This window comes from Calidifontibacter indicus, from assembly GCF_003386865.1.
Taxonomy (GTDB): domain Bacteria; phylum Actinomycetota; class Actinomycetes; order Actinomycetales; family Dermatophilaceae; genus Yimella; species Yimella indica.
The window spans coordinates 933,446-959,911 of sequence record NZ_QTUA01000001.1 but is presented as its reverse complement, the minus strand read 5'-3'; the positions used below and the strand labels follow the sequence as shown (position 1 = coordinate 959,911).

Here is a 26,466-nt window from a genome sequence, read left to right as displayed (position 1 = left end):
GCTGCGTGCGGGTATCGCCAAAAGCGCCAACGTACGCAGGCCACGGGGTGTGGCGCAGCTTGGTAGCGCGCTTCGTTCGGGACGAAGAGGCCGCAGGTTCAAATCCTGTCACCCCGACCAAATGTCGAACCGGCTCTGTTGATCAGGGCCGGTTTTTCGTTGGCCTTGTGGTGTGTCGCGCGCCCGGCTTGGCTCCGGGCACGACCCGAGTGCGCGGTGGCTCGCGGTCCGGCTCCACCGCTGAGCCGGACCCTCACGACGGCCTTGCTCGCTCCAAGAGCTTGGCAACTGGTCCCGCGCGGTGAAGGTATCGAAATATGGCGTCCGCTGCAGCTTCCAGTTGCGCAGTTGCAACGAGGGCGTCGATAAGCCGGCGATGGGCGATCTCGGTGTGGCGCCTCGACGACTCGGCAGCCTGCTCACGCCACTGCGTCGCGGCCAATGTGACCACCTCATCCCAATCATCAGCAGGCAGGTCGATGAGGGCCGACTCCCAAGACTCCCGGGTGGACCCGGCGCGTCCACTACCGCGGACGAGCTGAGGAACGCACAGGTCGATCGGAGCGAGTTGGACCGGGGCGATCGCTGGCTCCGCCAGAAACCAATCGATGTCGCGGACCGATCTCTCTAACGCAGTGCGTGATGCCAGGCGCACGACTCGCCACGGCACTGCGCGGCGCATATCCGTCTCCACTCGATCGGTGGCCGCATCGAGGTGCGCCCGGAGCGCCTCCACATGGCGGTCGTCCCTTTCTGGCTGAACGGGATCAATCGATTCGCTCCGCACGTGGCGAAGCGCTTCCGTTGTGGGCGTGACACCTGCTCGGCGACGGAGTTCTCCGACGAGCGCCTTCTGGGCCGTGTCGGCGTCCACGCCCGCGTTGTAGATAAACGAGTGCCAGCGTCCGCAGGATTGATCAATCCGGATTTCAAGCTCGTATGCCGCATTTGCCAGGAGAACCTCCCGGTCAGCCAGCACGTCGGAGGACCTTGTCACATGGTCTCGCCTCCATGCCTGGTGTCCTACAGACCGCGCCGTCCGCATCCTGCCGAGTAGGAACGTGAGGATCGCAACCGTAGTCGCCACGGCCGCGACAGCCGTAGGTGTCGGGCTCAGATCAGACCTCGTCACCCGGCGGACCACTGCCAGAATGCCTTCTCCCCCGGGTGCGCCCACGGCCCACCACGTGGCCGCAAGACTCATCGCGCCCGGCACCGAAACGACCATGCGAAGCAATACGGCGGGCCAGCGCGTCGCAGCGAGAAGCTGGAGCGCCGCGCGTGCTCGCACTGTCCCCGACGACGGCTCCACGAATCCCGTTCGCCCGGCCGATCCAAGACGAGTCGAGAATGGATTCCTGGCCATGGATTGTGCGACGAATGCGGCTCGCTCAAACCTTGCAAACGTCGTGGCGTACCGCCTGGCCTCGTAAGGGCCCAGGCCACGAGTAGCCACGATCAGGCAACGTCGCAGTCCTCTGTGACAAGACCGCGCGGCGACGCACCACGCTCCAACGAGTGCCCAGAGGACCAGGGCTGTGAGCGCCGTGCCGAGGACCCAGGTCAACGGACCGACAAGAACCGCGGGAACACCGTCGGCATCCTGAGTGAGGGAATGCGCCAAACGATAGAAGAGGGTGAGGCTGTCAACCATCGCGCTGAGCGCGTTCAACACGCCATCGAAGTCATCCATAGGTAACAGCGTGACCGCGACCACTGACAGCGGGCCGCATCGAGGAGTTCAAGTGCCGACCAACCTGGCGACCTTCGCAGTAACCTGCGAACACTATGAATGCGCCACAGGGGGACGAGGCTCGGCTTGCCGCCGAAGCGCGTGCGCGGGTGTTGATCGATCGTCAGCTGGCTGATGCCGGCTGGGTCGTTCAGGACAAGAAGGCGCTGAATCTTTTCGCCGCGCAGGGTGTCGCTTGCCGCGAGGTCACGATGAAGTACGGGCATGGCCGGGCCGACTACCTGTTGTACGTCGATCAGCGCGTTGTCGGTGTCATCGAAGCGAAGCCGCAGGGCACGACTCTCAGCGGCGTCGAGTGGCAGTCGGCGATGTACGCCGAGGGCCTGCCGGCCGACGTACGGCTCAAGGCGCTCACGCGCGACGGCCGGCTGCCGTTCGTGTTCGAGGCGAGCGGCACCGAAACGCATTTCACGAACGGCTACGACCCGGACGCGAGATCGCGGCAGGTGTTCGCGTTCCCACAGCCGGCGACACTGGCGCGGATCATCCGCGACGCGGAAGCCGACGAGAGCGCGCCGACCTGGCGGGCCAAGGTGCGCCACCTGCCCGAGCTCGACACGTCCGCGTTGCGGCCGGCGCAGATCACCGCGATCACCGGAGTCGAGCAGTCACTCGCAGCCCAACACTTCGACCGATCGTTGGTGCAAATGGCGACCGGCGCGGGCAAGACCTACACCGCAGTCACGCTCGCCTACCGGCTGCTGAAGTTCGGCGGATTCAAACGCATCCTGTTCCTCGTCGACCGCAACAACCTCGCCGACCAGACGATCGCGGAGTTTCAGAACTACCGCACGCCCGGCGACGGACGACGCTTCACCGAGATCTACAACGTCGACAAACTCACCCGTGCGGGAATGCTCGACAGCAGCAACGTCGTCGTCTCCACCATCCAGCGCGTCTACAAGGGCCTGCAGGGCGAGGAAGTCACGCCCGACGACGACCCCGGTCTCGACGACTTCGTGCCCGACTCCCCCGTCACCGTCGCCTACAGCCCACAGCTGCCGCCGGAGACGTTCGACCTGGTCGTTGTCGACGAGGCCCACCGGTCGATCTACGGCGTGTGGCGCGGGGTGCTCGAGTACTTCGACGCTCACGTCGTCGGTCTCACCGCGACACCGGGCAAACAGACGTTCGCGTTCTTCCGGCAGAACCTCGTTTCGGAGTACACCTACCCGCAGTCGGTCGCCGACCGAGTGAACGTCGACTTCGACGTCTACCGGATCCGTACGGAGATCTCCGAGCGCGGCGGCCTGATCGAGGCAACGACCGTCGTGCCGAAGGTCGATCGGCGCACCCGCAAGCAGCGGCTCGAGGCGTTGGAGGAAGACCTTGAATACACCAACAAGCAACTCGACCGAGCGGTGACCGCCAAGTCGCAGATCCGACTCGTGCTCGAGACGTTCCGTGAACGGCTCTTCACCGAGATCTTCGCCGGCCGATCGACCGTGCCGAAGACGCTGATCTTCGCCAAGGACGACGCGCACGCCGAGGAGATCGTCACGACCGTCCGCGAGGTCTTCGGCAAGGGCAACGACTTCGCCGCCAAGATCACGTACAACGCCAAAGACCCCAAGGGTCAGTTGCAGGCGTTCCGCACGTCGCCGAGTCTGCGCATCGCCGTCACCGTCGACATGATCGCCACCGGCACCGACGTGAAGCCGCTGGAATGCGTGTTCTTCATGCGTGACGTGCGGTCGGCGCAGTACTTCGAGCAGATGAAGGGCCGCGGCGCCCGCACCATCGCGCCGGCCGACTTCCAATCGGTCACACCCGACGCGTCGGGCAAAACCCGGTTCGTCATCGTCGACGCGGTCGGCGTCACCGAGCACGACTTCGTCGACCCGCCGCTGAACCGCGAGAAGGGCGTCTCACTTAAGAAGCTCCTCGACAAGGCGGCCACGCTCTCGCTCACTGAAGACGAAACCGCCACTCTCGCTTCGCGATTGGCCAAGCTCGAGCTCGACCTCACCCCGGCCGAGCGGGAGGAACTCGACGATGTCGCGGGCGTGCCTGTGCGTGACATTGTGCGTGGGCTCGTCGACGCGGTCGACCCGGACACGCAGGCCAACGCTGCCGCCGGACAAGCAGATCCGGAGGCCGCGATCCAGCGCCTCCTCGACGATGCGACGCGCCCGCTCGCCGCCAACCCCGAACTGCGCGGCCGCATCCTCGAACTGCGCGCCACCCACGACCGCGTCATCGACGAGGTCAACGCCGACACACTCCTGTCCGCCGGCGGGGTCGTCGACACCAACCGCGCACGGTCGGTCGTCGAGTCGTGGCAGGCCTACCTCGAACAGCACCGCGACGAGATCACGGCCATCCAGCTGCTCGGCGAAGCCCGCGAACGGCGGATCGACTTCGCCGACATCCAGGAACTCGCAGACCGCATCAGCCGACCCCCGCACAACTGGACGACGGACTTCATCTGGGCGGCGTACGAAACCATCGATGTCGGCCGTGTCCGCCACAGCGACCGGCACACCCTCACCGACCTGGTGTCACTGCTGCGCTATACCGTCGGCGTCGATGACGAACTCGTCCCGTACGCCGACCGCGTGCGCGAGCGGTACGTCGCCTGGCTCGCACAGCAAGAGCAAGCGGGCGTGAATTTCACTGAGACACAAAGGTGGTGGCTGGACCGGATGGTCGAAGTGATCGCGAACTCCGCCGGCATCACCGCCGAAGACCTCGACGAAGCGCCCTTCACCGAACGCGGCGGCGTGGACGGTGCCCTGCGCGACCTCGGCGACCAGGCTGCCGATCTCCTGGAGAATCTGAACGCGGAGCTCACCGCGTGATCGATGGAAGTGCCGCATGGGAGAAGACAACCTTCGGCGAGCAGTTCAAGGTGCGTTACGGCAAGGCGTCGCCTAGAACGGATCGCTCGCCTGATGGCCCCGTGCCGGTCGTCGGATCGGCGGGACAGATGGCCTATACGAACTCTCCTCTGGTTAGCCCCGGTCTTTCATGAGGTCGTGATCGACGGTGTTGCTACGTGAGTTCGCTCGGTGATGGTCCGTGGGGATGACGAGGTGCCGGCTGGCGCTGCCGGTCTGCGGTTCTCCGGGTGGTGATCTCGTGGGCGGACGGGTTGGGTCAGGCTGGCCACGGGATGGCGGCGATGTTCGCGAAGACCGCGACGATTGCGGCCGCCCAGGGCCACGTTTCAGCGATCTTCAACCGTCGTCGTCGCTGACCGTGGATGAGCCGGGCGGGGACGTGAAGAAGCCTGTACCGCAACGCTTTCGGTTCGCATGTAGCCAGGACCTCGGCGTCGGCGGTGAACGCGATCAGGCGGGTCCAGGCGACCAGATCCGCCGCGATCATGGTCAACGTCAACCACGCGCTGTTGATGCCGAACTCACGCGAGGGGAACCGACCCAGGCCCGTGTCCTTGGCGTGCCGGATCCGGTCCTCGACCCGGGCATGAGCCCGGTGCCGCGCTTCGAGGAGCGCGAGCTGCCCGGTGCTGGTGTTGGTGACGAAGGCTTGGTAGCGCCACCCGTCGGTCTCCTCGAACAGCGACAGCTGCGCACCGGGATGCGGCCGTTCACGGCGCACGATCACCCGCATCCCGGCCGGCCAACCGCTCAGGTCCAGCAGCCCGGTCAGTTCGGCGACGTCACCACCCTCGCGCACCCCGCCGTCCGCGTTCGTCGCGGGCGACCACACCTGCTGCGGGACCAGCCTGATCGCGTCGCGGATCTTCTCGGTGACCGCGAATCCGATCGAGTACTCCAGGCTGCGGCCACGGATCTGACCTTGTTCGGTGAGCCAGTCCAGCAGCCCATGGGATGCGCCCGCACCATCGGAACGGATCAACAGCTTCTTACGGTGGGTGCCGGGGATCTGGGCCATCGCCTCGGTCAGGACCTCGATGTGATCGGCTGTCGTGTTCGACCCGGCGTTCCCGGCCCGTAGTTTCGCCGCGAGGAACTCGCTGGTGTTGTCGCACCATACGCCGAGCGGGTGGAACCCGAAGGTCCGTTTGAACGTGGCCGCAGCGTTCTGTTTCTCGGAGTGGGTGATCACGATCGTGGCGTCCACGTCGAGCACGACGGTGGCACCGAGATCGGTCCCGGCGACCTGGCTTGCGGGCACCCCACCAGGCAGGTGGGCCCACACGTGGCGGCGGGTGCGTGCCCGCGCGATGGCGATCTTCTTCAGCCGACCGGGCGTGACTTCGTCCAAGGTGCGCCACACCGTCGGTGGCGAGGCGACCGGACCGAGCACGCACGACTGGTGACGCAGCACGTCGATGTCGGCGATCGCCTCACCACCATCAGCGATCATCACCGCGACATCGACCAGGACCCGGCCACGGTCGTGGACCGGGGTGAACGAGTGGCGCGCCATCGCTGCGGCGAGACCACCCGTCAGGCCGGTTCGGTCGGCCAACAGACGAAGTCCGACACTCCCCGCGTGGGCCACCACGCCGACACCATCACCGGACACGGACAACCCACTGGACCACAAAGTACGCTTCACCTACGGAGTGCCTTCCAAGCTGAAGATCTTGAACCGTCGCAAGTCCAAGTTTCCCCTGCTGGGCAGGCACTTCCGTGTTTCTACGCGCCGATCACTCCGCGGCACCGTGAACGATCCGGGTTAGTGAGCCATGCCTTGTTATCGGCCGGAAGGGAAACGTCGGCCAGACGCATCTCATGATTGACGGCTCGTGGCCGACGGACACCACGTACTACGTGTTGATGCGGGATGACATCGATCCCAAGTTCCTTCAGTACCAGTTGATTTCGCGGGACCTTCGCCGACTCGATAGCTCCACCGCCACCCCGAGCCTGCGACGCCAAGACCTCGAATCCGTCCCACTGACGAAGCCACGCTTGGCGGAGCAGCGGCGGATCGTCGAGGTCCTCGAAGACCACCTCTCTCGCCTCGACGCAGCAGCGGATTATGTGTCCGCCGCAGCACGCCGAACGACAGCCATGGTCGCCTCGGCCAGGCAACGCCTCGTGATCGAGGCCTCCGTTTCGGCGGCCACATTGACGGTCGGCCAACTGGCAACTGTCGGAACTGGCACCACGCCTTCGCGCTCCGCGTCGAACTATTACGACAACGGCGACATCCCATGGGTAACGAGCGGCGACCTGTCGCAGGGCACTCTGATTGGCGCAAAACAGTTCGTCACCGATGTTGCACTTGCAGAAACCAGCCTGAAGCTGTACCCGGCTGGGACGCTGCTCGTCGCTATGTACGGCGAGGGTAAAACGCGCGGGACCGTTGCAGAACTGGGCATTCCTGCGACCATCAATCAGGCGTGCGCAGCGATCCAGGTGAACGACGAGCACCTCAGACCATGGGTCCGCGCCGTTCTCGAGGCGAACTACGCGTCCATGCGTCGGCTGGCTGCAGGAGGTGTCCAGCCAAACCTGAACCTTTCCCTAGTGAGACGCATCTCCATCCCGCTACCGTCCGCGGCAGATCGTGAGCGACTCCTCGCCCATACTTCAACCGTCCTAGAGGCGGCCGCCTCACTGCATCGCCGTACTCATACAGTGTCTCTGCGTCAGGCAGCGCTCCGCCGCGCCGTCCTCGCCGCCGCGTTCAACGGCAAGCTCACCGGCCACCGCACCGACGACGAGGTCATCGAGGAACAGGCAGAGGCAATGGCGTGAACGGCAAGCAAGTGAAGCTGTTCCTCGTCGACGGCACCCCGGGTGGGCTGACGACGGCCGAGATCACCAACTGGACCGGTCACGTCCTATCTGCCCGGCGCTCGGACCTGGCTGACCTGCTCCGGCGCGAGGAAGCCGAGCGCACCGGCGTCTACCTCCTGCTCGGTGAGGACGAGACCGCTGTCGGCGACACCCGCTGCTATTTCGGCGAGGCCGACGTCGTCGCTGCTCGGCTGCGTAGCCATGCCAAGGACAAGGCGTTCTGGAACCAGGTTGTGGTGATTACCTCCAAGGACACCAACCTGACGAAGTCGCACGGCAGGTATCTGGAGTCGCGGCTGATCGAGCTCGCGACCCAGGCGGGACGAGTCACCGTTGAGAACGGCACCGCCCCCGCCGACACCTCGCCTACCGGAAGCGGACGCGTCCGACATGCAGTACTTCCTCGGTCAGCTCCAGATCGTCCTGCCTGTGTTGGGAGTGAACGCGATCCGGGTTCGCTCGGCGCGAACCGACGATGCGCAGTCAGCACCGAGCCAGTCGCCAATCTTCGCCTTGCGGAATGCCCGTCAGGGCGTTGATGCATCAGCTCAGCAGGTCGACGGCGAGTTCATCATGCTGAGCGGCTCCGTCGTCGTGCCCGAGTGGCACGGGGTCGGCAAGGCGGCCAGCACTCAGAAGGCGTACGCCAGCTACCGCGCGCACCACGAGGGCCTCCTGGCCGATGGCTCGATCGTCGTGGAGAACGGCGCAGGTCGAGTGACCCGCGACATCGTCTTCTCGTCACCCTCCACCGCGGGTGCTGTCGCGCTCGGTCGCTCCTGCAACGGCCGCGTCGAATGGGTGTCACCGGACGGACATACATTTGGTGCGTGGGAGAGCCGGGGAGTCGAATGATCACGACGGGGCGAACAGAGGACAGGAGACCTTGATGTCCGAAGAACTCGTGTTCAAGGTGCAAGGCACGACCGCTGCGCCCGCCCGAGAGACCTCGCTGGCCGCCGCCGGACTTCGCGAGCGCGACCACCTGCAGGAGTGGGTCATCGCAAATCCGGAGATCCTCGGTCCGGACGTCCTGATCGTCACCAGCGAGTTCGATCGATGGATGTCGAAGGATGGCCGTGAAGCCGACCGGCTTGACATCCTCGGGCTGGGATCGGACGGTCGCCTCGTCGTCGCTGAACTCAAACGCGATCGCGCCCCTGATTACGTGACTACCCAGGCGATCAACTACGCAGCCCGGGCGTCACGGTTCTCGCTTGAGGACCTTGCGGACGCCTACCTCTCATTCGTTCGACGGACCGACGACGCCCCGTCGACCGCTGATGAGGCCCTCGCTGCACTGACCGCGCATGCACCTGAGCTCTCCACCGAGACACTCCGGAAGCCACGCATCACGCTTGTCGCGGGCGAGTTTCCCGCCGCCGTTACCTCGGCCGCGGTGTGGCTCACCGAGCAGGGAGTCGACATTGTGCTTATCCAGGTGCGCGCATATGAATGGGGCGAAGGTCACGCGATCACCGTGTCGAGACTGTGGCCGGTCGCAGACGTCGAGGACTACGTCGTCGCGCCTGCGCGACGAGAGCGGACATCGGCAAAGTCGGCTGACACACTCCCGGCTACACCCTGGAGTGAAGAGGACCTCAGGCAGTTGGCCGGCCTGGGAGTGAGCGAAACCGTGCTCGCCACCATGGACATGTGTGCCCGCGCTCCGGACCAATGGATCGGCGGCCTCCGGGTCATGGCGTCCACAGGCCGCGCGGTCCCCCAACATCGCGGCGACTACGGAGGTTTCTCGATCGTGGTCCGCCGCAAGTTCGATCGGAGCAACCCGCCCTACGACACCTGGTACGGCGAAGAGAACGGCGAGCCGCCGCAGTCGTACTACCGGCTCGACGCGACCAGCGCCGAGCAGTGGCGTGCCGTCCGCGATCTCGAGCTCGACGCCGTCCCGACAACGAGCAACACCGACTAACGAACGAAACACGGGTGATTTGGTTCGGTAGACCACTCGTAGAAGTCTGTTCGTTTTGTTCGTTTTGATCTATCATCGGGACATGCCGACTCCTACGAAGACTGCCGCGCGCCACAGCGCGACCTACCTCCCATCGTCGGAAGACGAGGCGTCTGCAGCGTCCTTGGCCAAGGTCCTGCAGGTGGGAGATGACGGTCTCGCCGCCCTCGTAGCGCCGGACGGCACAACAATCGCTTTGTCGGCGCAAGTCCACCGCGTCCTCGTACAGGTCGCGGACGCCATGGCCCATGGGATGGGCGTGACCGTCGCCCCGCACAACGCAATGCTCACCACCCAGGAAGCCGCCGACTTCCTCGGTATCTCGCGGCCGACCCTGGTGCGCATCATCGATCGCGGAGACCTGGAAGCCGTGAAGCCTGGCCGTCACCGTTATGTCGCTCTACAGGATCTGATCGCTTATCAAGAGCGTGTGGCTGTGCAACGGCGTAAGAGCCTTGACGAGATGGCGCGGGACGCGGAGAGCGCCGGCCTATACGACCTCCTCGATGGACAGCCGCCATTGAAACGCCACTGAACGATGACGTTCGAGGTCCTACTCGACACATGTGTCCTCTACCCGCCGACGCTGTGCGACACCCTGCTGCGGATCGCTGAGAACGGCGCATTCGAACCACGCTGGTCCGCTGACGTTCTGGTCGAACTGGAGCGCAACCTGTCCCCGCTCCCTTCCGTTGGTATCAAAGGTGCGCAGACCCGGATCCGTGCCATGACCGGCGCGTTCCCGAACGCAACCGTCAACGCCTACGAGCAACTGCTCGGCGACATGCCCGGCCATCCCACAGACGCGCACGTCATGGCGGCGGCGATCGTGGCTCGATGCCAGGTCATCGTCACGGCAAACCTGAAGGACTTTCCGGAGGCCGAACTCGCGCAGTGGGGTTTGACCGTCTCCCACCCGGACGCCTTCCTGCTCGATCAGCTAGAACTACACCCGCGGGAAACCCTTCTCGCTCTACAGAATCAGTCGCGCGATTCGTCGCGACCGTCTCTGTCGCTGCCGCAACTGCTGGAGTCACTCCGGCGGGCTGGTGTCCCCCGGTTTGCTGCGGCGGTCACTCGCATCCGAAGCCAAGGAGTTCACGATGACTGACTCTCGCCGCCTGGTCGACAAGCTCTGGTCGTACTGCGACGTGCTCCGCGATGACGGAGTCGGAGTCATCGAGTACACCGAGCAGCTGACGTACCTGCTGTTCCTCAAGATGGCGCACGAGCGCGCCACGCGGAAGCTTCGGCCGGAGCAGATCGTGCCCGAGGAGTACTCGTGGCAGAAGCTGCTCGACGCCCAAGGTGACAAGCTCGAGTACGAGTACACCCGCATCCTCGTCGGCCTCGCCCGCGAGGACGGCGTCATCGGCACGATCTTCCGCAAGGCCCAGAACCGTATCCAAGACCCAGCGAAGCTGCGCCGGCTCGTTGTCGACCTGATCGACAAGGAGAACTGGTCGCAGTCCGGCACTGACATCAAGGGCGACGCGTACGAGGAACTGCTGTCCAAGGGTGCGTCGGACACGGGGTCCGGGGCGGGTCAGTACTTCACACCACGCGCTCTGATCGAGGCGATCGTCGACGTGGTACGCCCGACGGTCGCCGACACCGTCGTCGACCCGGCCTGCGGCACCGGCGGATTCCTCCTGGTGGCGCACGACCACGCTTCGCGCGGCGCAGAGTCGATGACCCCGACCCAGCGTGACCACTTGCGCGACGGCTTTGCCTCAGGCTACGAACTCGTCGACGGCACAGCGCGATTGGCCGCGATGAACCTGCTACTCCACGGCATGGGCACGTCAAATGGCGACTCGCTGATCGAGGTGCGCGACTCGCTCATCGCCGATCCCGGCCGCCGCTGGTCGGTCGTGCTCTCCAACCCGCCGTTCGGTCGGAAGTCCTCCCTGACGATGGTCGGCGCCGACGGCCGCGAGGTGCGAGAAGACCGCGAGATCGAGCGGCAAGACTTCGTCGCGACCACGAGCAACAAGCAACTCAACTTCGTCCAGCACATCGCCACGATCCTGGACACCAACGGACGCGCCGCCGTTGTGCTGCCTGACAACGTGCTCTTCGAAGGCGGTGCCGGCGAAACGATCCGCCGCAAGCTGCTCACCGACTTCAACCTGCACACAATGCTGCGTCTGCCGACCGGGATCTTCTACGCCCAGGGCGTGAAGGCCAACGTGCTGTTCTTCGACAAGAAGGTCGCCCGCCCCGGGCAACCGTGGACCGAGCGGCTGTGGGTCTACGACCTGCGCACCAACAAGCACTTCACACTGAAGCAGAACCCGTTGCGCCGCGCGGACCTCGATGAGTTCGTCACCGCGTGCACCGCCACCGAGCGCGCCCCGTCTGAGCGCTGGAAACCGTTCACGTACGACGAGATCGTCGCCCGCGACAAGGCGAACCTCGACATCACCTGGCTCAAGGACGACTCGCTCGATGACCTCGACAACCTGCCCTCGCCCGACGTCATCGCCCGCGAGATCGTCGAAGACCTCACCGCAGCACTTGCCGAGTTCGAAGCAGTAGCAACCGCTTTGGAAGAACAATTGCGCGGCTAACGGGCCTTGTCAGCAGCGAGCTCGCGTATCCAATCAGGCACGGGCTGCCCGCTCTTGACGCTGGCCGCGACGTAGACCCGCGCCGCGGCGACCCTCTTCGCATGAGACGCGGGGACGCAGAGGCGCCGGTCGTGATTTCGAGCGGTCAGCCATGGGTCCTCCCGGCAGTCGATGTCCTCTCCATGATCTTTCTTGCCGGGCGTGACCGCCAGGGGCACAACCTGACCTCCGGGGAGGTATGACTACCTCTACGAAGAGTCGACGGCAGTTCGAGCCCCTCGCCGACGCCGCCGAGCGCACCGGCCTCAGCATCCGAACGCTCCGCCGCAGGATCGCAGCCGGGCAGCTTGCCCGCCTACCGCAGCGGACCCCGCGTGCTGCGGGTTGATCCCGCCGACGTCGATCGGCTCATGGTCCATGTTCCGACCGCGTAGCGGTGCACCCAACACTCATTGAGGAGCCCTTCCGCCAAACCGACCAACGTGAGGCCCCTCTAGGAAGTCGCCGCCTCAACGGCCCGGATCCCACTTCGTCGGTCGCGCAAAGCTGTGGGTCTTACCCCGCACGAGTGGAGGAAGAAACGAGCTCCTGATCTTCGAGTGGCTGATGTGAAACGAGGCGGGCATCAAGGCCTTGAGTTCGGCCGAGAATCGCTTGGGCGGGAAGGCTGCTGCGACGAACAGTGCCGGCTGGAGTTCCCGAGCAGTCCGGATCGCCGGACCGAGGTCTGAGTCCGCGCTTATCACCAACGCATCGTCCATGCGGTCGAGAGCCGCGTCAGACACGAGGCCGACCGCGATGTTGACGTCGGTCTCCTTCTCCTCACGTTCGATCCATCGCGAACCACACTTTCGACAGCTCTTCGTCTTGCTCTGGTATCTGCCTTGGACCACTTCGATCCTCGGTCCATGCTGCGCGGATAGAGCGTCGAGGTAAGTTTGCTGCCGGCGCTGCGCTCCGGGCTGGTCGAGGACGGGTGCCGTGTAGTACCTCACCACCTCCACTGTGCTTCGCGGGCGAAGACTGGCGGCGAGCTCGACCAGATCGAGCCACAGCCAACGGCATCTAGCTGCGTCATGAAGACCGTGATAGAGGTTGAACCCGTCGACGTAAACGATGAGTCGGTTGGCCAAAGATAGTCCCTCCGCCAAGTTGCGATCTCCGCAAGGAAGATCTATGTTTGGTCCATACCCCGCCGGTGCCCCACGGCACCTGGCACAACGGCCCTTCTTCGGAAGGGCCGTTTTTGTTGACCGGGCGGCTAGGCTGACCAGCCCGTTGGGCGCTACGCGTGGCCCGCCACTGGTCAGCCTAGCCGCCCGGTCAAGCCAGTTTGCATCAATAGCCAGCCCATTCAGACAGCTTCTTCGCGATCTCGGCGTCCCGCCCCCGACACTGGCACGTCGGATGTTGCATGGGTTCCGGGTGAGGATCTCGTCGCGCACCGCCTCGTCAAGGATCGCGCGAAGCAACTGCGGAAACGCAGTCAGGAGCCGGCTTTTTCCATCCAACGCACATCCGACCGGACCTCAGACCGGCTCAAGGTCCCGGTGCTCGTCGAGGCGCGACGCGCTCCGGCGCAGGGTGCGCCGCCGGCCACAACCTGCCCGTCTAAGCGGATGAACGGTCATCGAGGAACGGCGTAAGGGACTCGATCAGGCGATCCATCTGGTCGAGGTCGGGGTCGAACTCTTCACTATGCCATTCCTCGGGAAGGAGGTTGTACAGATCGAGCAACCGGTCAGCCTTCTCCCATTTGTCGACGATGACGTCTTTGCTATCAGCAATGACCAGCCGATGCAGCTCAAGGAGAACCATGAAGCGGGATGGCAACGAACCGAGGATCTCCTCGAGCACCTCCCGCGCTGCCCAATACTCAGCTTCTTCAAGATCGTCGTCCTCGAACAGGTCGACCATGGAACACACCTCTCATCACTGCGGACGGCTCTCACCCCATCGTGGGGTGACCCACCGACAACCCCGGTTTCAGTGAGAGGGGCACGGAAGCCGGAAAGCACGATCGACCGTCCGCGCTTCCATTTGTTCGTCGGCGCGCTGCACCACGTAAACGGCCGCCAACACGTTGAAGACACCTGACGCAACTCGAGCCTGCGCCGGGCTACCGTGGCGGTGGTCGACGATGGAGACGATATGACGGCGCCACGGACGCTGGGCCTGCCCGACGGGATCACCACCTGCCTATTCGACCTGGACGGTGTGCTCACCGACACCGCGAGCGTGCATCGCACGGCATGGAAGGCGATGTTCGACGCGTACTTGCGTGATCGCGACGGCGAGGGTTTCGTGCCGTTCGACACCGATCGCGACTACACCCACTACGTCGACGGCAAGCCACGCGAGGACGGGGTCCGCGATTTCCTTGCTTCTCGGGGCATCACGCTGCCAGAGGGAACGCACAACGACGCGCCGGGCGCCGCCACCGTCCGGGGGCTCGGGAATCGCAAGAACGAGCAGGTGCAGCAGGTGATCGCCCGCGACGGCGTGAGGGTGTACGAGGGTTCTCGCACGTACTTGGAGGCAACCGCGAAAGCAGGCCTTCACCGGATCGTCGTCTCGTCCAGCGCGAACACCGAGATGGTGCTGAGGGTCACCGGTCTCGATCGACTCGTCGAAGGCCGCATCGACGGGGTCACGCTCGCGCGATCGAACATCAAGGGCAAACCGGCACCCGATTCCTTCCTGGCCGGCGCCGCACTCGTGGGAGCCGATCCCGCGCAGGCGGTGATCTTCGAGGACGCATTATCCGGAGTCGAGGCAGGGCGTGCCGGCCACTTCGGCTACGTCGTGGGCGTCGACCGGGTCGGTCATGCCGAGGCGTTGAGAAAGCACGGCGCCGACGTCGTGGTCGAAGACCTCGCCGACCTGCTGAGTGGAGGAACCCGATGACCGCACACCCGTCCGCGTTCACCGTCGAGCCCTGGAAGGTGCGTGAGATCGGGCTGAACTTCGACAATCTCGCCCAGGCCGAGTCGGTCTTCGCACTCGCCAACGGACACATCGGCGTCCGAGGCAATCTGGACGAGGGCGACCCCAGCGGTCTGCCCGGCACGTACCTCAACTCCTTCTACGAGAAGCGTCCGCTGCCGTACGCCGAGGCGGGCTACGGCTACCCCGATTCCGGGCAGACCATCGTCAACGTCACCAACGGAAAACTGATCCGACTGCTCGTGGACGATCAGCCGTTGGATCTGCGCTACGGCGTCATCCACCACCACGAACGCACGCTCGACATGCGCACCGGGTTGCTGCACCGCGACCTGCTGTGGGAATCGCCCTCCCGCCGTCTGGTCCGGGTGCGGTCGACCCGGCTGGTGTCGTTCACCCAGCGGGCGATCCTCGCTGTCCGCTACCAGGTGGAGGCCGTCGACAACCCGCTGCGCGTGGTGATCCAGTCCGAGATGGTCACCAACGAGGAACTGCCCTCCGTCTCCGACGACCCACGCGTCGCGGCCGCGCTCAAGGATCCGTTGGTTCCCGAACTGCACAGCCACAATCACAACCGCTCACTGCTGATTCATCACACCCGGCAGAGCGGGCTGCGGATGGCGGCCGCCTGCGACCACGTCCTGCACAGTCCGGGCGTCGGCAGCCACACCTACGTCGAAGAAGACTGGAGTCGCACCACGATCGGCACCGACCTCGCCCCCGGCGAGATCCTCGGGGTCACCAAGTTCGTCGCGTACGGCTGGTCCTCCCGCCGCACCATGCCCGCGCTGCGCGACCAGGTCGACGGCGCACTCTCGGCGGCGCTGCACACCGGTTGGCATTCGATGGTGCAGGAACAGGCCGCCTACGTCGACGATTTCTGGGATGGCGCGGACGTCGAGGTGGACGGAGACCCGGTCGTCCAGCAAGCAGTCCGATTCGGACTCTGGCATGTGCTGCAAGCGGGAGCTCGCGCGGAGGGTCGCGGGATCGCAGCAAAGGGGCTCACCGGTCCCGGCTACGACGGTCACTGCTTCTGGGACACCGAGAGCTACGTGCTTCCCGTGCTCACCGCCACCGCGCCATCGGCGGCACGCGACGCCCTCAGCTGGCGGCACTCGGTCCTGCAGTTCGCGCGAGAGCGCGCGCAGCACCTGAAGATGGAGGGCGCAACGTTCCCGTGGCGCACGATCCGCGGACAGGAGTGCTCGGCCTACTGGCCTGCCGGCACCGCGGCCTTCCACATTAATGCCGATATCGCCGTTGCCGCCGCACGCTACGTCTTCTGGACCGGCGACGAGATCTTCGACCGGGACGTCGCGTTGACCATCCTGGTCGAGACCGCACGCTTGTGGGCCGGCCTTGCTTACCACGGCGACGACGGAAAGTTCCACATCGACGGCGTCACCGGGCCGGACGAATACACCGCCGTCGTCGGCGACAACACCTTCACCAACCTCATGGCGGCTCGCAACTTCCGGTACGCCGCCGACACAGCGCAGCGGTGGCCGGAGCAGGCGGCCGACTTGAATGTCACCGAGGACGAGATCGCGCAATGGCGATCCGCCGACGAGAGCATGGCCGTTCCGTTCGACACCGAACGCGATGTGTACCAACAGAATCGGGGAAGCACCGCCAACGAGGTGTGGGACTTCGACGCAACGCTGAAAGACGACGGCTATCCGCTGCTGCTCAACTACCCCTACTTCGAGATCTACCGCAAACAGGTCGTCAAACAGGCCGATCTCCTGCTGGCCATGCACTGGTGTGGTGACCGGTTCACGCGGGAGGAGAAAGCGAAGGCGTTCGCCTACTACGAAAAGATCACCGTACGTGACTCCTCTTTGTCGGCGTGCACCCAGGCGGTCATGGCGGCCGAGGTCGGCCAACTCGAACTCGCCCACGCCTACCTCACCGAAGCAGCGGTGATGGATCTACGCGACCTCGAACACAACACCAAGGACGGCGTCCACGTCGCCTCGCTCGCCGGCGCCTGGTTGGCGCTGGTTGCCGGCTTCGGTGGGATGCGCGAGTACGACGGCCACCTGAGCTTCGCGCCGGTGCTGTCGCCGAAGATGCAACGTCTCGCCTTCTCCATCCGGTGGCGCGAGTACAAGATCCGGGTGAGCGTCACTCACGATCACGCGACCTATCAGTTGGAAGACGGCACCGACGGTCACTGCGAACTGCGCCACTACGACCACAAGTTCACGCTGACCACCTCTAAGCCGGTCAGCTTCCCCGTCGAACCTGTCCAGCCGCTCACTCCGCAGCCCACTCAACCCGTCGGACGCGCACCCGTGTCACTTGATTGAAGGGGCGGGACCGCGGTCAGACCCGGGGGAGTTCTCGGTACTCGTCGAGGTGCTCGACCCGCTCCGGCGCAGGGTGCTCGGCCGGAACCTTCAGCACACCGTCCGGGTCGACAAGGACGACGCGACACCCCTCCTGCTGCACCCGTCGCAGTCCCTCGGCGATCATCACCCCGGCAACGCGGTCGACCGAGGACACCCGGCGCAGGTCGAGAACGAGACGTTCGAGATCGGTGTCATCCTCGGCGATCTCGCGCAGCACCAATTCGGCTCCACTGAAACGCAATTCGCCCTGAAGGCTCAGGATCCGTACCAGATGTCCATCGCTCGTACGCATTCGACGGTCGCGACGCACTGCCGACTGCGACTCTTCAGGGCTGTCCATGATGTGCAGACCCATGTCGCGAGAAAGTCTGCGGCACAGAGTGATTCCACGAACGCTGTTGCCATGATCGTCCAGTCGTGGCGAGAAGGTCGCAAGCCCGACCTGACCGGAGAGCGCGCCCATAATCCCACCGCTGACCCCGCTCTTGGCCGGGAAGCCGCAACTGGTCATCCAGTCGCCGGCCGCGTCGTACATGCCGCAGGTCATCATCACGCTGAGCACCTGGCGCACCACGTCGGTGTCGACCACGCGTTCGCCGGTGGCGGGCTGCACTCCCCCGTATGCCAGCGTCGCGGCCATGCGGGCGAGGTCGCGGGTGGTCACCCGTAGCGAACACTGCCGGGTGTAGCCGCGGACCACATCGGCCGGGTCGCCGTCGATCACCCCGTAGGAGCGCAGCATGTTTGCGATGGCGTTGTTGCGATAGGCGTCCGCCAGCTCCGATTCGAACACCGCTTCGTCCACGTCCAGCTCACGGTCGGCGAAGGCCGACAGCCCTTGTCGCACCTTCTCGAAACGCTCGTCCGGGTCGCAGTCGAGGCCACCGATGAGCGCGTGACAGGTGAGCGCGCCCGCGTTGATCATCGGGTTGAGCGGACGACCTGAGCCGGCCTCGAGCGACAGTTCGTTGAAAGGCTCACCGCTGGGTTCGACCCCGACGCGTTTCACGACCGCGTCCACTCCGTGCTCCTGCAGCGCGAGTGCATAGACGAACGCCTTCGAGATCGATTGGATCGTGAAGGCGTTGTCAGCGTCACCCGCGCAGTAGAGGCTGCCGTTGGTCGTGCACACTGCGACCGCAAGCTGATCGGGGTCGACGTTGGCAAGTTCTGGAATGTAGTCGGCCAGCGCGCCACTGGTCTCATGCGCGCAGGAACTCAGGATCTCCTCGAGAAAATCCGACACCGGTGTCTTCACGAACCAACCGTAGGACGCCGCCAGGCGACAGCGGCGATGACCCTGTCGAAACCGGTCGGGACGTCCTCGACGACGAGCCCATAGACATCCCGCCGATCACCCGGCCACCCCAACTCACGGTGACGCGCAAGCTCCAGCACCACGTCGAGATCGAACGCACCCGCCTTGACCAGGGCCTCGGCTCGCACGAACGCTCGTCCGGTGACGCCCACGTCGGGCACGAGGAGGTCCGGATCGAGGAGGTCGATGTCGACGCCCAGTTTGTCGCCTCGGCAGGCCGCTGCTACCGAGAAGCCGCGCGCGTGCGCCCACGACACCGACACCGACACGTCGTGATTCGTGACTGCCGGACGGCCGTGCGGTCCTGCGCAGGAATCGCAACGCTGCACGAAGGAGCACGGCCCGAACTGGTACTACCCGCGAACACCGTTGCGGGAGAACATCGTCCGGCAGGTCGGTGCCGACGCACTGGTCACCCGCAACCGTTACGGCGCACTGGTGCTCAACAGCCCGAGCCTGTTCATCGCCGACATCGACCTCCCCGAGGTTCGGGGGCCGAGGGCGGCCGGCACGTCCGTGCTCGGTCGCCTCTTCGGACGCAAACAGTCGGCTCCTCCCCCACCCGACCCCGCCCTCGAGGCACTCGCGCCGGTGCGTGCCTTCGCCGCCACCAATCCCTCCGCCGGAGTGCGGGCCTACCGCACCAGCGCAGGTCTGCGCGTCATCGTCACCGGAGTCGACCTGCCGGCCGGCTCGCACGAGTCGCGGACGCTGCTCGAGCAGTTCGGATCAGACCCCCTGTACGTCGCGCTCTCGGCCAACTACGCGAGCTACCGGGCGCGGCTGACACCCAAGCCCTGGCGCTGCGGCATGTGGGCCGCGGCCCACGACTGGGTCGCTCCCGGGCAGCCGGTCGACCACAACGCCTTTGCGCCGCAACCCGATTGGCTTGTGCGTTACGAGAAGGCGAGCGCGCCGTACGCCGTCTGCCGGCTGATCGAGACCTTCGGCCCGATGCCGAGCGGCGACGAGCTCGCGGTCATCGACGCACACGACCGCGCGTGCCGCGTCGACTCCGGGCTGCCGCTGGCTTAGCGCGGCTCGATGCGCATCGTGGTCGGCTTCGACCGCGCGTTGGTGATGCCCTGGGTCGGCGATCCGCTGCCGTACTTCGCGTAGAACGCGGCGTCGTCGACGCGGTGCGGGCGCGGCAGCCGCAGCGTCAGAAGTTCGGTCGCTCAGTTCTTCGGCAGCTTGCCGTAGACCTCGTCGCTGACCGGCTCGAGCCACTCGTTGCTGATCTCGCCGCCCGGCGTCACGAACGCGAGGTGCGAGAACCACGAGTCGGCCTTCGCCCCGTGCCAGTGCTTGGTGCCGGCCGGCACGCGGACGCTGGTGCCCGGCTCCATGCTGATCGGCTCCTCGCCCTCGGCCTGGTACCAACCGCTGCCCGCGGTGCACATCAGGATCTGGTCGCCGCCACCCTCGGTGCCGCGGTGGATGTGCCAGTTGTTGCGGCACCCGGGCTTGAAGGTCACGTTGCTGACCGGTGCGTCGCCGTCGGTCAGCGGGGCGAGGTAGCTCTGTCCGATGCAGTACTGCGCGTAGGCGTCGTTCTTCTCGCCGAGCGGGAAGATCTGGTCGAATCCGTTGTCGCTCAAGCCATCTCCTCAATTTTGTCGTCTGCTGTCATCGGTGCGATCGGGCCGCGAAGCGCCGACCCGTGGTTGGGTCCGGGCAGTCGTCCGCTTTCCATAGTGCTGCTTGGTATCCGAGCTGTGCAGGGGAGGAAAACATCCCTGGCAGCGGCGCCCACAGCCCGGGACCAGCCCTGCAGCGCCCGCAGCGCGGGCTCAGCGCCCCACCCCGGATCAAGCAGACGGCCCTTCCCCGATGTCCTCGACGCATACCTGCGGGTAGGTGGTCTGAAAGTCGGTCATCAGCTGCTTGCAGCGCGGGTCGTCGACGAGTGTCACAGACCGGCAAGAATATGAGGAGCAAGTACAAGGAGACCTCGCGCGGTGGTCTCGCCGTCAACGTCATCGAATCCTGGATCGAATGTTGAGGAGGGCCCGATGGATGCCTCGTACGTCCTGACCGTCGACAGACCGTAGCGACGCGGTCTGAGCTTCAAGGGGGCCAAGCCCTACCACCAGGCGTGGGAGCGCGGCGTGAAGACCGTCGGCGCGACGGCCCACTACGTCACCGCCGACCTCGACGAGGGGCCGATCATCTCCCAGCAGGTGCAGGAGGTGGCGCCGTCCCTTCGGGCGCGCGGCGTTCGTGCGGGTCCGGTTTGAACTGAGACACAGCCGAGGTTCCACAGACATACTGTATGTGACTTGAGTCACTGCCCCGCGAGGAGAACCGATGTCAGCCCCCGCCTGGACGTTCCGCAACACCTGGATGACCCACACCGCCACCCACGCGCAGATGCAACCGGACAACCCCGCCATGCGGTTCCGCGGGGAGACGACGACCTGGGCGCAGTTGTCGCAGCGTTCGTTGCAGGGCGCCGCCGGTCTTGCCGAACGCGGCGTGACCAAGGGTGATCGGGTGGCGATGCTTGCGCTCAACCACCCCTCGTTCGTCGAGGCTCTGCTGGCGATCAACAGCGCGGGCGCCATCGCCGTGCCGATCAACTTCCGGCTGTCACCGCCCGAGGTCGACTACATCCTGCGTGACTCGACACCGAGCGCGATCTTCGTCGATGCCATGTTGCTGCCGCTGCTGCGCGCGGTGCCGGCGTTGGCCGACGTCGCCACGGTGATCGTCTTCGGCGAGGCTCCGGAGGGTGCCGGGCAGGAGTCGGACCTCGACTACGCGCAGTTCGTCGCCGCGCACGAACCGGCCGAGATCGTCGACGTGGCCGAGGACGAGACCGCGTTGATCATGTACACGTCGGGCACGACCGGACGTCCCAAGGGCGCGATGCTCTCCCACCAGAACCTGCAGGCGCAGGCGGTCACCGTCATCCGCGCGTTCGGCATGCACGACGAGTCGGACATGGGGTTCATCACCGCACCGTTCTTCCACATCGCCTCGCTCGGTTCGATCGTGGCGAACCTGCTCACCGGCATACCGTTCGTGGTGCACCCGCTCGGCGCGTTCAACGCCACCGAGGTGCTCGACGCCTACGAAAGTGAAGGCGCGACAGTCGTTTTCAACGTGCCCCAGCAGTGGGACCTCATCTGCGCCGAGCCTCGAGTGCACGAGCGCGACCTCAAACTGCGCATCATCAGCTGGGGCGCCGCGCCGGCCAGCGACCGCACCTTGCGGGCTATGGCCGACGCCTTCCCCGACGCCCTCAACGTCGCCGTCTTCGGTCAGACCGAGACCTCGCCGATCACCTGCGTGTTGCGCGGCGAGGAGTCGCTGCGTAAGCAGGGGTCGGTCGGGCGGCCGATCCCGACACTGCAGTACCGCGTGGTCGACGCGCTGATGAACGACGTGGCGCAGGGCGAGGTCGGCGAGATCGTCTACCGCGGCCCGACGGTCACGAAGGGCTACTGGAACAAGCCGGCCGAGACCGAAGACGCGTTCGCCGGCGGCTGGTTCCACTCCGGCGACCTGGTGAGACAGGACGAGGAAGGCTTCGTCTGGGTCGTCGACCGCAAGAAGGACATGATCATCAGCGGCGGCGAGAACATCTACTGCGCCGAGGTCGAGAACGCCATCTCCGAGATCCCGTCCGTGCTGGAGGTGGCCGTCATCGGACGCCCCGACGACAAGTGGGGCCAGGTGCCGGTTGCCTACGTGACCGTGCGCCCCGGCGACGAACTCACCATCGACCAACTGCGCAGTCACCTCGACGGCAAGCTCGCCACCTACAAGATGCCGAAAGACCTCGTCACCACCGACGGCCTGCCGCGCAATGCCGGCGGCAAGATCGTGAAGGCGACATTGCGCACCCAGGACGCCGACACGGCGAGCTGACTCGGCGTTCTTCCGGACGCGCTCCGGGAGCACGCAGGATGGTGGATCGTCGGGGTCAGGACCCCGACGATCCACCACTGGACGCCGAATGGGCCGAATGGGCCGAATGACATGGCCCATTCACAGGCTCGTCACCGTGTCCGCGACCCCGGCAGCGGAAGAATCTGGCCATGAGCGACTTCCTCGGATTCGGTTCCAACACGTGGCGGGCAATCCTCGCGGTCGGATGCGTGCTGGCTGCCGGGTTCCTGGTCGGCGCCACCACCGAGGTGACCGAACACGACTGGGCCGGCATGGCGTACCTAGCGCTCATCGCGGTCGGCATCATGCAGTTGGTCTGGCGGGGCAGGCACCTCGCCCGGCGGGATCGATTGCGCTGAGCCTGAGCTGTCCGGCGCGGCCCGCGGGCGGTGTCGCACTGTGCAGTCAGTGGCTGCAGTCAGTGGGCGCCCTCAGCTGGGTGCCAGCACATTGAGACCGAGGCTGCGGGCGGCCTGCGCCATTCGATGGTCGTAGGTCAGCACGTGATCAACACCGATTCGTACCGCAACGGCGAGATGCAACGCGTCCAACGATCTGAGGTGCACCCCGGGCAACAGCCCTGCCTCTCGGAACACCGAGGCCGGCACCTCATACAGGTCGATCCCGTCCAGGAACTCGGTGACCGCCGACTGGCTCAACCCCGGCACCCGCAGGACTGCCCGCCGCAGCTCTGTCTCGAGTAGCCAGCAGCCTGCAAGAACTGGCTCCGCTGCGTCGATGTACTCCGCAAGCGGCGCCGACTCGGCCTCATCGATCAACAACTTCAACGCCGCGGACGTGTCTACGTACCAGCGGCTCAACGGTCACCCCGCAGGTCATCGAGAACCTCCCCGCTCGGAGTTGGCCCGATCACCCTTTTCCGGTCGGCGTACTTCACGCGTTTCTTGGCCGGACGGTCGATCCGCAAGTCGGAATGGCTTCCGACGGGGACGAGCCGGGCTACCGGGACGCCATGGCGAGTGATGATGTAGGACTCACCGTCGGCGACCCCCCGGACGACCGCGGCGTTGTCATTTCGCAGTTCCCGCTGGCTGATGGTGCGCATACTCAGCAAGTGTAGCTCTGCGTAGCACATCAGCCTCTTCGCCGACGTCGGCGAGCACCGGGTCGGGTGGAGCGGTGGCCACGCAGGCGGGTTGACTTCTCAGTTGCGCTGCGCGGCCAGCACCGCCCGCACCGGGCAGTGGGTGACCACGTCGTTCGCCTCGCGCGGGTCGAGCCCGTCGCGGACGATCGGATAACCCCACTCGTCGAGTTCGATCGCGTGTGGTGCGAGAGCCGCACAGATGCCGTGGCCCTTGCAAGCGATGCGGTCGATGTCGATCGGTTGCCGGTTCATGCTGGAACCTTCTCCAGGTGTCGGGTGCGGACGGGCAGGTGGTGTCCGAAGACGCGCAAGGCCGACCGGACGTAGCCGCTCACTGCGTCGGGGTGGGCGCAGGCGCCGCGGCCGGGCAGCAGTCCGAGCCGGCGCTCCAGTCGTTCGAGCACCCGGTCGTCGCCGCGTCCGTCTACCAAGAGGTCGAGGTCGGCCGCCACGGCGGGTAGACCGAACATGCACGGCCCGCACTGGCCGGCCGATTCACCCGCGGCGTACGCAACGACCCGGCGGACGTGTTCCCACGCCTGCGGCCCCGACGGCACCGTGTCGAACACGCCCGAGCCGAGTCGCAACTCGTACGGAGCGAGATCCCCTGCGTCCCAACGAATTCCGTCGTCGACGAGCCCGGCGGCGAGAAAGCCCCCGCTCAGTCCGGAGATTGCGACGGCGGCACTGCGGCCGGTTGCTCCTCCACCGAGGTCGAGCACATCGCGGATCCGCATCCCGGCCGCAGCCTCGTAGACGCCGGGCCGGCGGACGCCGTCGCCGAGCGTCACCAGTCGCGGACCGGGCGCTTCGGGCGTGCCGTAGGAACGGAACCACGCGACACCTCGTTCCGCGATCTGGTCGATGCGCCAGAGGGTCTCGGCGTTGAAGACCACCGTGGGCCGCAACCGGTTGCCGCGGGCATCGACGGCGCCGTGCACCGGCCGGCGGGTGCGCGGCAGAGGCCGGGCGAAGCCGCCGTGCAGCAGCGAGACCAGCGAACGCTCCTCCGACGACACGTACCTGTCGGGCACCTCGAGCAGGGGCAGCCCTGCTCGGCTCACGAGCGCCGCCGTGCGCGAATCACGGTGTGCCGCAATGGTGATCTGCGAACTGATCCCCTCGGCAGCCCGCATCAGCTCGGGAAGGTGATGCGCCACGACGTACTCGTCCTTGTGCGCGCCCAGCTCGCCGTCGCAGGCGTTGACGATCAGCTCGGCATCGTTCTGCCGGGCGAGTTTCGCCTTGAGCACCGCCGGGAACCCGGCACCGCCGCGTCCGACCAGGCCGGCGTCTTCGATCGGTTCGAACTGACTCATGACCACTCCTGTGCTGCGATGGTTTGTCGGCGACGGGTGTCGATCGATGCGACGCCGACGCGAAGCAGCGCGCCGACCACGAGCACCAGAGCGCAACCCGCCGTCAGATAGGTGAAGACCTGTTCGCTCGCGGTGCCCATGTTGAGGCCGTGCACCAGGGCGATCGGGGTCATGACGTAGGTGGTGAGGTGGACGGCCTTCCACGCCCGCTCGGGCAGCCGGTGCCGGAAGATCGACGTCACGACGATCGCGAGCAGCAGGTCGAAGGCGATCGTGCCGAAGCCGACCCACAACGTCTCGTATCCGCTGGTGAACGGGAGCACGGTCGACCACCACCCAACGTCGACGTAGGAGTCGACGACCGCGGTGACGATATGGGCGAGCAGGAAGACGCTCATGCCGAGCGCCAGGATGCGGTGTACCACCATCACCGTGGCATTGGTCGCGGCGTGACGCACGCGTCCGGAGCCGGTGTAGAGGCCGAGCAGCACCACCACCGTCAGCAGCAGCATGCTCACCACGCCGGTGGCGCGGCTGAGGTACCAGAGCCATGGAGAACTCATCACGCCGCCGCCCATCCGCCCGTGTGCACGCAGCGTCCGTCGCGGGCCTGCAGCCGGGCCGGCACACCGCGTTCCTCGAGCCACACCGGAGCGTCGTCGCCGAGGATCACGGCGGCAGTGGTCGCCGCGTTGGCCTGCACCGCATCGGGTGCGGCGGCACTGATCTGACCCCACGGGGTTCGGGCCGGACGCGCGGTGCGGGGGTCGATGATGTGGTGCTGCTCCTGGCCGCCACGGGTCCAGCGACGCACCATCGTCGAACTGGTCGTCACCGCCTGCGTGACCGAGATGCGCTGCACCACAACGCTGTTCCAGTCCTCGACGTCGACGGCCCAGCCGCCGTCCGGAGGCGGGCCCGCGGTTGCGATGTCGCCACCGAGGCTGACCAGCACGCCGGTGCCGAGTTCGTCGGCGAGATCGGCGGCCAGTTCGTCGGCGCACCACGCCTTGGCACTGCTGCCGAGGTCGAGTTCGGTGCCGGCGGCTGCGACGATCTCGTGCCGCACGTCGTCCACCTGCGGCAGCGGGCCGACCGGCGACGTCCCGGACGTCGCGCCGACCTCCGCGTGGTCACAGCGGCGCCGCACGATGTCGAGGTCGTCGTCGTACCCCGCGGCGGCCAGCTGCGTGGCCAGGTGCGGCACGACGAGTCCGCCGGTCAGGCGGGCAGTGCGCAGCGCCGCCCGCATCGCCTGTTCGAAGACGGTGCCGACCGGCATCCGCACGCTGACGAACCCGTCCGCGTACGCCTCCCGGCTGAGCCGGTTGAACCGGCTCAGTTCGCTGTCGGCGCGGAACCTGGAGACAGCCAGGTCGAGTTCGGCGAGCCGCGTCGACAGCGTCGAGCGCAGCAGGTCGGGGTCGACCTCGCCGGCCGCCGTCACGCGGTGGTCGCACCCGATGGCGCGCAGTTGCACCGACGTGGTCCGGGCTCCCGCATCGATCGTCGTGTTCATTCCGGTCGCCTCGTTCAGGAGGC

Annotated in this window: 26 protein-coding genes, 1 tRNA gene and 1 pseudogene; 15 read left to right on the top strand and 13 right to left on the bottom strand. The window is 66.1% G+C overall.

Translation table 11 applies throughout. The annotated features are described in order from the left end of the window. The first annotated feature begins 43 nt into the window (after positions 1 to 43). Positions 44 to 120: transfer RNA gene (locus DFJ65_RS04555), tRNA-Pro, on the top strand. Between the two features lie 133 nt (positions 121 to 253). Here DFJ65_RS04555 and DFJ65_RS04550 read toward each other — a convergent pair. Beyond that, positions 254 to 979 carry a hypothetical protein gene (locus tag DFJ65_RS04550; RefSeq protein ID WP_147301306.1) on the bottom strand — a complete coding sequence of 242 codons (726 nt, stop codon included), beginning with the start codon at positions 977 to 979 and terminating at the stop codon, positions 254 to 256. Between the two features lie 809 nt (positions 980 to 1,788). On the opposite strand from DFJ65_RS04550, the gene DFJ65_RS04545 reads away from it, so the two are divergent. Further along, positions 1,789 to 4,554 carry a type I restriction endonuclease subunit R gene (locus tag DFJ65_RS04545; protein WP_211308365.1) on the top strand — a complete coding sequence of 922 codons (2,766 nt, stop codon included), beginning with the start codon at positions 1,789 to 1,791 and terminating at the stop codon, positions 4,552 to 4,554. A 298-nt stretch (positions 4,555 to 4,852) separates the two neighbouring features. Here DFJ65_RS04545 and DFJ65_RS04540 read toward each other — a convergent pair whose 3' ends face one another. Then, entirely contained in the window at positions 4,853 to 6,244 is a 1,392-nt protein-coding gene (locus DFJ65_RS04540) for an IS1380 family transposase (protein WP_115921556.1), read from the bottom strand. A gap of 113 nt (positions 6,245 to 6,357) precedes the next feature. Here DFJ65_RS04540 and DFJ65_RS04535 point away from each other — a divergent pair, with 113 nt between their 5' ends. From DFJ65_RS04535 to DFJ65_RS04510, 7 genes are all read left to right on the top strand, one after another. Next, positions 6,358 to 7,392, top strand: coding sequence for a restriction endonuclease subunit S (locus tag DFJ65_RS04535; protein ID WP_342767534.1), 1,035 nt, complete (start codon positions 6,358 to 6,360; stop codon positions 7,390 to 7,392). Then, complete coding sequence (locus DFJ65_RS17695; protein WP_211308364.1) at positions 7,389 to 7,973, top strand: GIY-YIG nuclease family protein; 585 nt, start codon at positions 7,389 to 7,391, stop codon at positions 7,971 to 7,973. Before DFJ65_RS04535 ends, DFJ65_RS17695 begins: the two co-directional genes overlap by 4 nt. A 34-nt stretch (positions 7,974 to 8,007) precedes the next feature. Beyond that, positions 8,008 to 8,289: a DUF4357 domain-containing protein gene (locus DFJ65_RS17690; RefSeq protein WP_211308363.1), complete on the top strand. Its 282-nt coding sequence runs from the start codon at positions 8,008 to 8,010 to the stop codon at positions 8,287 to 8,289. Between the two features lie 34 nt (positions 8,290 to 8,323). Continuing rightward, positions 8,324 to 9,367 carry a hypothetical protein gene (locus DFJ65_RS04525; protein ID WP_115922001.1) on the top strand — a complete coding sequence of 348 codons (1,044 nt, stop codon included), beginning with the start codon at positions 8,324 to 8,326 and terminating at the stop codon, positions 9,365 to 9,367. Positions 9,368 to 9,449: 82 nt separating this feature from the next. After that, a complete protein-coding gene (locus DFJ65_RS04520; protein WP_115922000.1) occupies positions 9,450 to 9,941 on the top strand; it encodes a helix-turn-helix domain-containing protein in 492 nt (163 codons plus the stop codon). 3 nt (positions 9,942 to 9,944) lie between these two features. After that, complete coding sequence (locus DFJ65_RS04515) at positions 9,945 to 10,517, top strand: PIN domain-containing protein (protein ID WP_115921999.1); 573 nt, start codon at positions 9,945 to 9,947, stop codon at positions 10,515 to 10,517. Further along, complete coding sequence (locus DFJ65_RS04510; RefSeq protein WP_115921998.1) at positions 10,510 to 11,979, top strand: type I restriction-modification system subunit M; 1,470 nt, start codon at positions 10,510 to 10,512, stop codon at positions 11,977 to 11,979. The genes DFJ65_RS04515 and DFJ65_RS04510 overlap by 8 nt, the downstream gene beginning before the upstream one ends. A gap of 509 nt (positions 11,980 to 12,488) precedes the next feature. Here DFJ65_RS04510 and DFJ65_RS04500 read toward each other — a convergent pair. After that, positions 12,489 to 13,112, bottom strand: a complete 624-nt coding sequence (locus DFJ65_RS04500) for an NYN domain-containing protein (RefSeq protein WP_211308362.1) — start codon at positions 13,110 to 13,112, stop codon at positions 12,489 to 12,491. 478 nt (positions 13,113 to 13,590) lie between these two features. Then, the gene (locus DFJ65_RS04495; RefSeq protein WP_147301304.1) at positions 13,591 to 13,896 is read right to left on the bottom strand and encodes a hypothetical protein; all 306 of its coding nucleotides are present in this window, start codon (positions 13,894 to 13,896) and stop codon (positions 13,591 to 13,593) included. Positions 13,897 to 14,130: 234 nt separating this feature from the next. Here DFJ65_RS04495 and DFJ65_RS04490 point away from each other — a divergent pair, with 234 nt between their 5' ends. Together DFJ65_RS04490 and DFJ65_RS04485 are read left to right on the top strand one after the other, a co-directional pair. Continuing rightward, positions 14,131 to 14,886 (top strand): beta-phosphoglucomutase family hydrolase, encoded by a 756-nt coding sequence (locus DFJ65_RS04490; protein ID WP_115921995.1) that lies wholly within the window; start codon positions 14,131 to 14,133, stop codon positions 14,884 to 14,886. Then, positions 14,883 to 17,240: a glycoside hydrolase family 65 protein gene (locus DFJ65_RS04485; RefSeq protein ID WP_115921994.1), complete on the top strand. Its 2,358-nt coding sequence runs from the start codon at positions 14,883 to 14,885 to the stop codon at positions 17,238 to 17,240. Before DFJ65_RS04490 ends, DFJ65_RS04485 begins: the two co-directional genes overlap by 4 nt. 16 nt (positions 17,241 to 17,256) lie before the next feature. Here the strand turns inward: DFJ65_RS04485 and DFJ65_RS04480 are convergent, their stop codons facing one another. After that, positions 17,257 to 18,540, bottom strand: a complete 1,284-nt coding sequence (locus DFJ65_RS04480; protein WP_211308361.1) for a glutaminase — start codon at positions 18,538 to 18,540, stop codon at positions 17,257 to 17,259. Further along, a complete protein-coding gene (locus DFJ65_RS04475) occupies positions 18,537 to 18,869 on the bottom strand; it encodes a hypothetical protein (protein WP_115921993.1) in 333 nt (110 codons plus the stop codon). The genes DFJ65_RS04480 and DFJ65_RS04475 overlap by 4 nt, the downstream gene beginning before the upstream one ends. Positions 18,870 to 18,879: 10 nt before the next feature. Between DFJ65_RS04475 and DFJ65_RS04470 the strand changes: the two genes are divergently transcribed. Next, the gene (locus tag DFJ65_RS04470; protein WP_115921992.1) at positions 18,880 to 19,635 is read left to right on the top strand and encodes a hypothetical protein; all 756 of its coding nucleotides are present in this window, start codon (positions 18,880 to 18,882) and stop codon (positions 19,633 to 19,635) included. Between the two features lie 143 nt (positions 19,636 to 19,778). Here the strand turns inward: DFJ65_RS04470 and DFJ65_RS04465 are convergent, their stop codons facing one another. Further along, on the bottom strand, positions 19,779 to 20,201 hold the full coding sequence (locus tag DFJ65_RS04465) for a cupin domain-containing protein (RefSeq protein ID WP_115921991.1): 423 nt from the start codon (positions 20,199 to 20,201) through the stop codon (positions 19,779 to 19,781). Between the two features lie 465 nt (positions 20,202 to 20,666). Here DFJ65_RS04465 and DFJ65_RS04460 point away from each other — a divergent pair. From DFJ65_RS04460 to DFJ65_RS04450, 3 genes and pseudogenes are all read left to right on the top strand, one after another. Then, positions 20,667 to 20,795 (top strand): annotated as a pseudogene (locus DFJ65_RS04460) (formyltransferase family protein); the annotation flags it as partial. 115 nt (positions 20,796 to 20,910) lie between these two features. After that, positions 20,911 to 22,476, top strand: a complete 1,566-nt coding sequence (locus DFJ65_RS04455) for a long-chain-fatty-acid--CoA ligase (RefSeq protein WP_115921990.1) — start codon at positions 20,911 to 20,913, stop codon at positions 22,474 to 22,476. A gap of 170 nt (positions 22,477 to 22,646) precedes the next feature. Further along, the gene (locus DFJ65_RS04450; RefSeq protein WP_115921989.1) at positions 22,647 to 22,856 is read left to right on the top strand and encodes a hypothetical protein; all 210 of its coding nucleotides are present in this window, start codon (positions 22,647 to 22,649) and stop codon (positions 22,854 to 22,856) included. A gap of 72 nt (positions 22,857 to 22,928) precedes the next feature. Here DFJ65_RS04450 and DFJ65_RS04445 read toward each other — a convergent pair whose 3' ends face one another. The 6 genes from DFJ65_RS04445 to DFJ65_RS04420 form a co-directional block, all read right to left on the bottom strand. Beyond that, the gene (locus tag DFJ65_RS04445) at positions 22,929 to 23,318 is read right to left on the bottom strand and encodes a type II toxin-antitoxin system VapC family toxin (RefSeq protein WP_115921988.1); all 390 of its coding nucleotides are present in this window, start codon (positions 23,316 to 23,318) and stop codon (positions 22,929 to 22,931) included. Further along, a complete protein-coding gene (locus DFJ65_RS04440; protein ID WP_115924097.1) occupies positions 23,315 to 23,563 on the bottom strand; it encodes a type II toxin-antitoxin system Phd/YefM family antitoxin in 249 nt (82 codons plus the stop codon). Before DFJ65_RS04440 ends, DFJ65_RS04445 begins: the two co-directional genes overlap by 4 nt. A 99-nt stretch (positions 23,564 to 23,662) precedes the next feature. Continuing rightward, positions 23,663 to 23,857 carry a ferredoxin gene (locus DFJ65_RS04435; RefSeq protein ID WP_115921987.1) on the bottom strand — a complete coding sequence of 65 codons (195 nt, stop codon included), beginning with the start codon at positions 23,855 to 23,857 and terminating at the stop codon, positions 23,663 to 23,665. Continuing rightward, a complete protein-coding gene (locus DFJ65_RS04430) occupies positions 23,854 to 24,924 on the bottom strand; it encodes an NADH-ubiquinone oxidoreductase-F iron-sulfur binding region domain-containing protein (RefSeq protein WP_115924096.1) in 1,071 nt (356 codons plus the stop codon). Before DFJ65_RS04430 ends, DFJ65_RS04435 begins: the two co-directional genes overlap by 4 nt. After that, positions 24,921 to 25,487 carry a ferric reductase-like transmembrane domain-containing protein gene (locus DFJ65_RS04425; RefSeq protein ID WP_115924095.1) on the bottom strand — a complete coding sequence of 189 codons (567 nt, stop codon included), beginning with the start codon at positions 25,485 to 25,487 and terminating at the stop codon, positions 24,921 to 24,923. The genes DFJ65_RS04430 and DFJ65_RS04425 overlap by 4 nt, the downstream gene beginning before the upstream one ends. Beyond that, the gene (locus DFJ65_RS04420) at positions 25,487 to 26,443 is read right to left on the bottom strand and encodes an FAD:protein FMN transferase (RefSeq protein ID WP_115921986.1); all 957 of its coding nucleotides are present in this window, start codon (positions 26,441 to 26,443) and stop codon (positions 25,487 to 25,489) included. The genes DFJ65_RS04425 and DFJ65_RS04420 overlap by 1 nt, the downstream gene beginning before the upstream one ends. Positions 26,444 to 26,466: the final 23 nt, after the last annotated feature.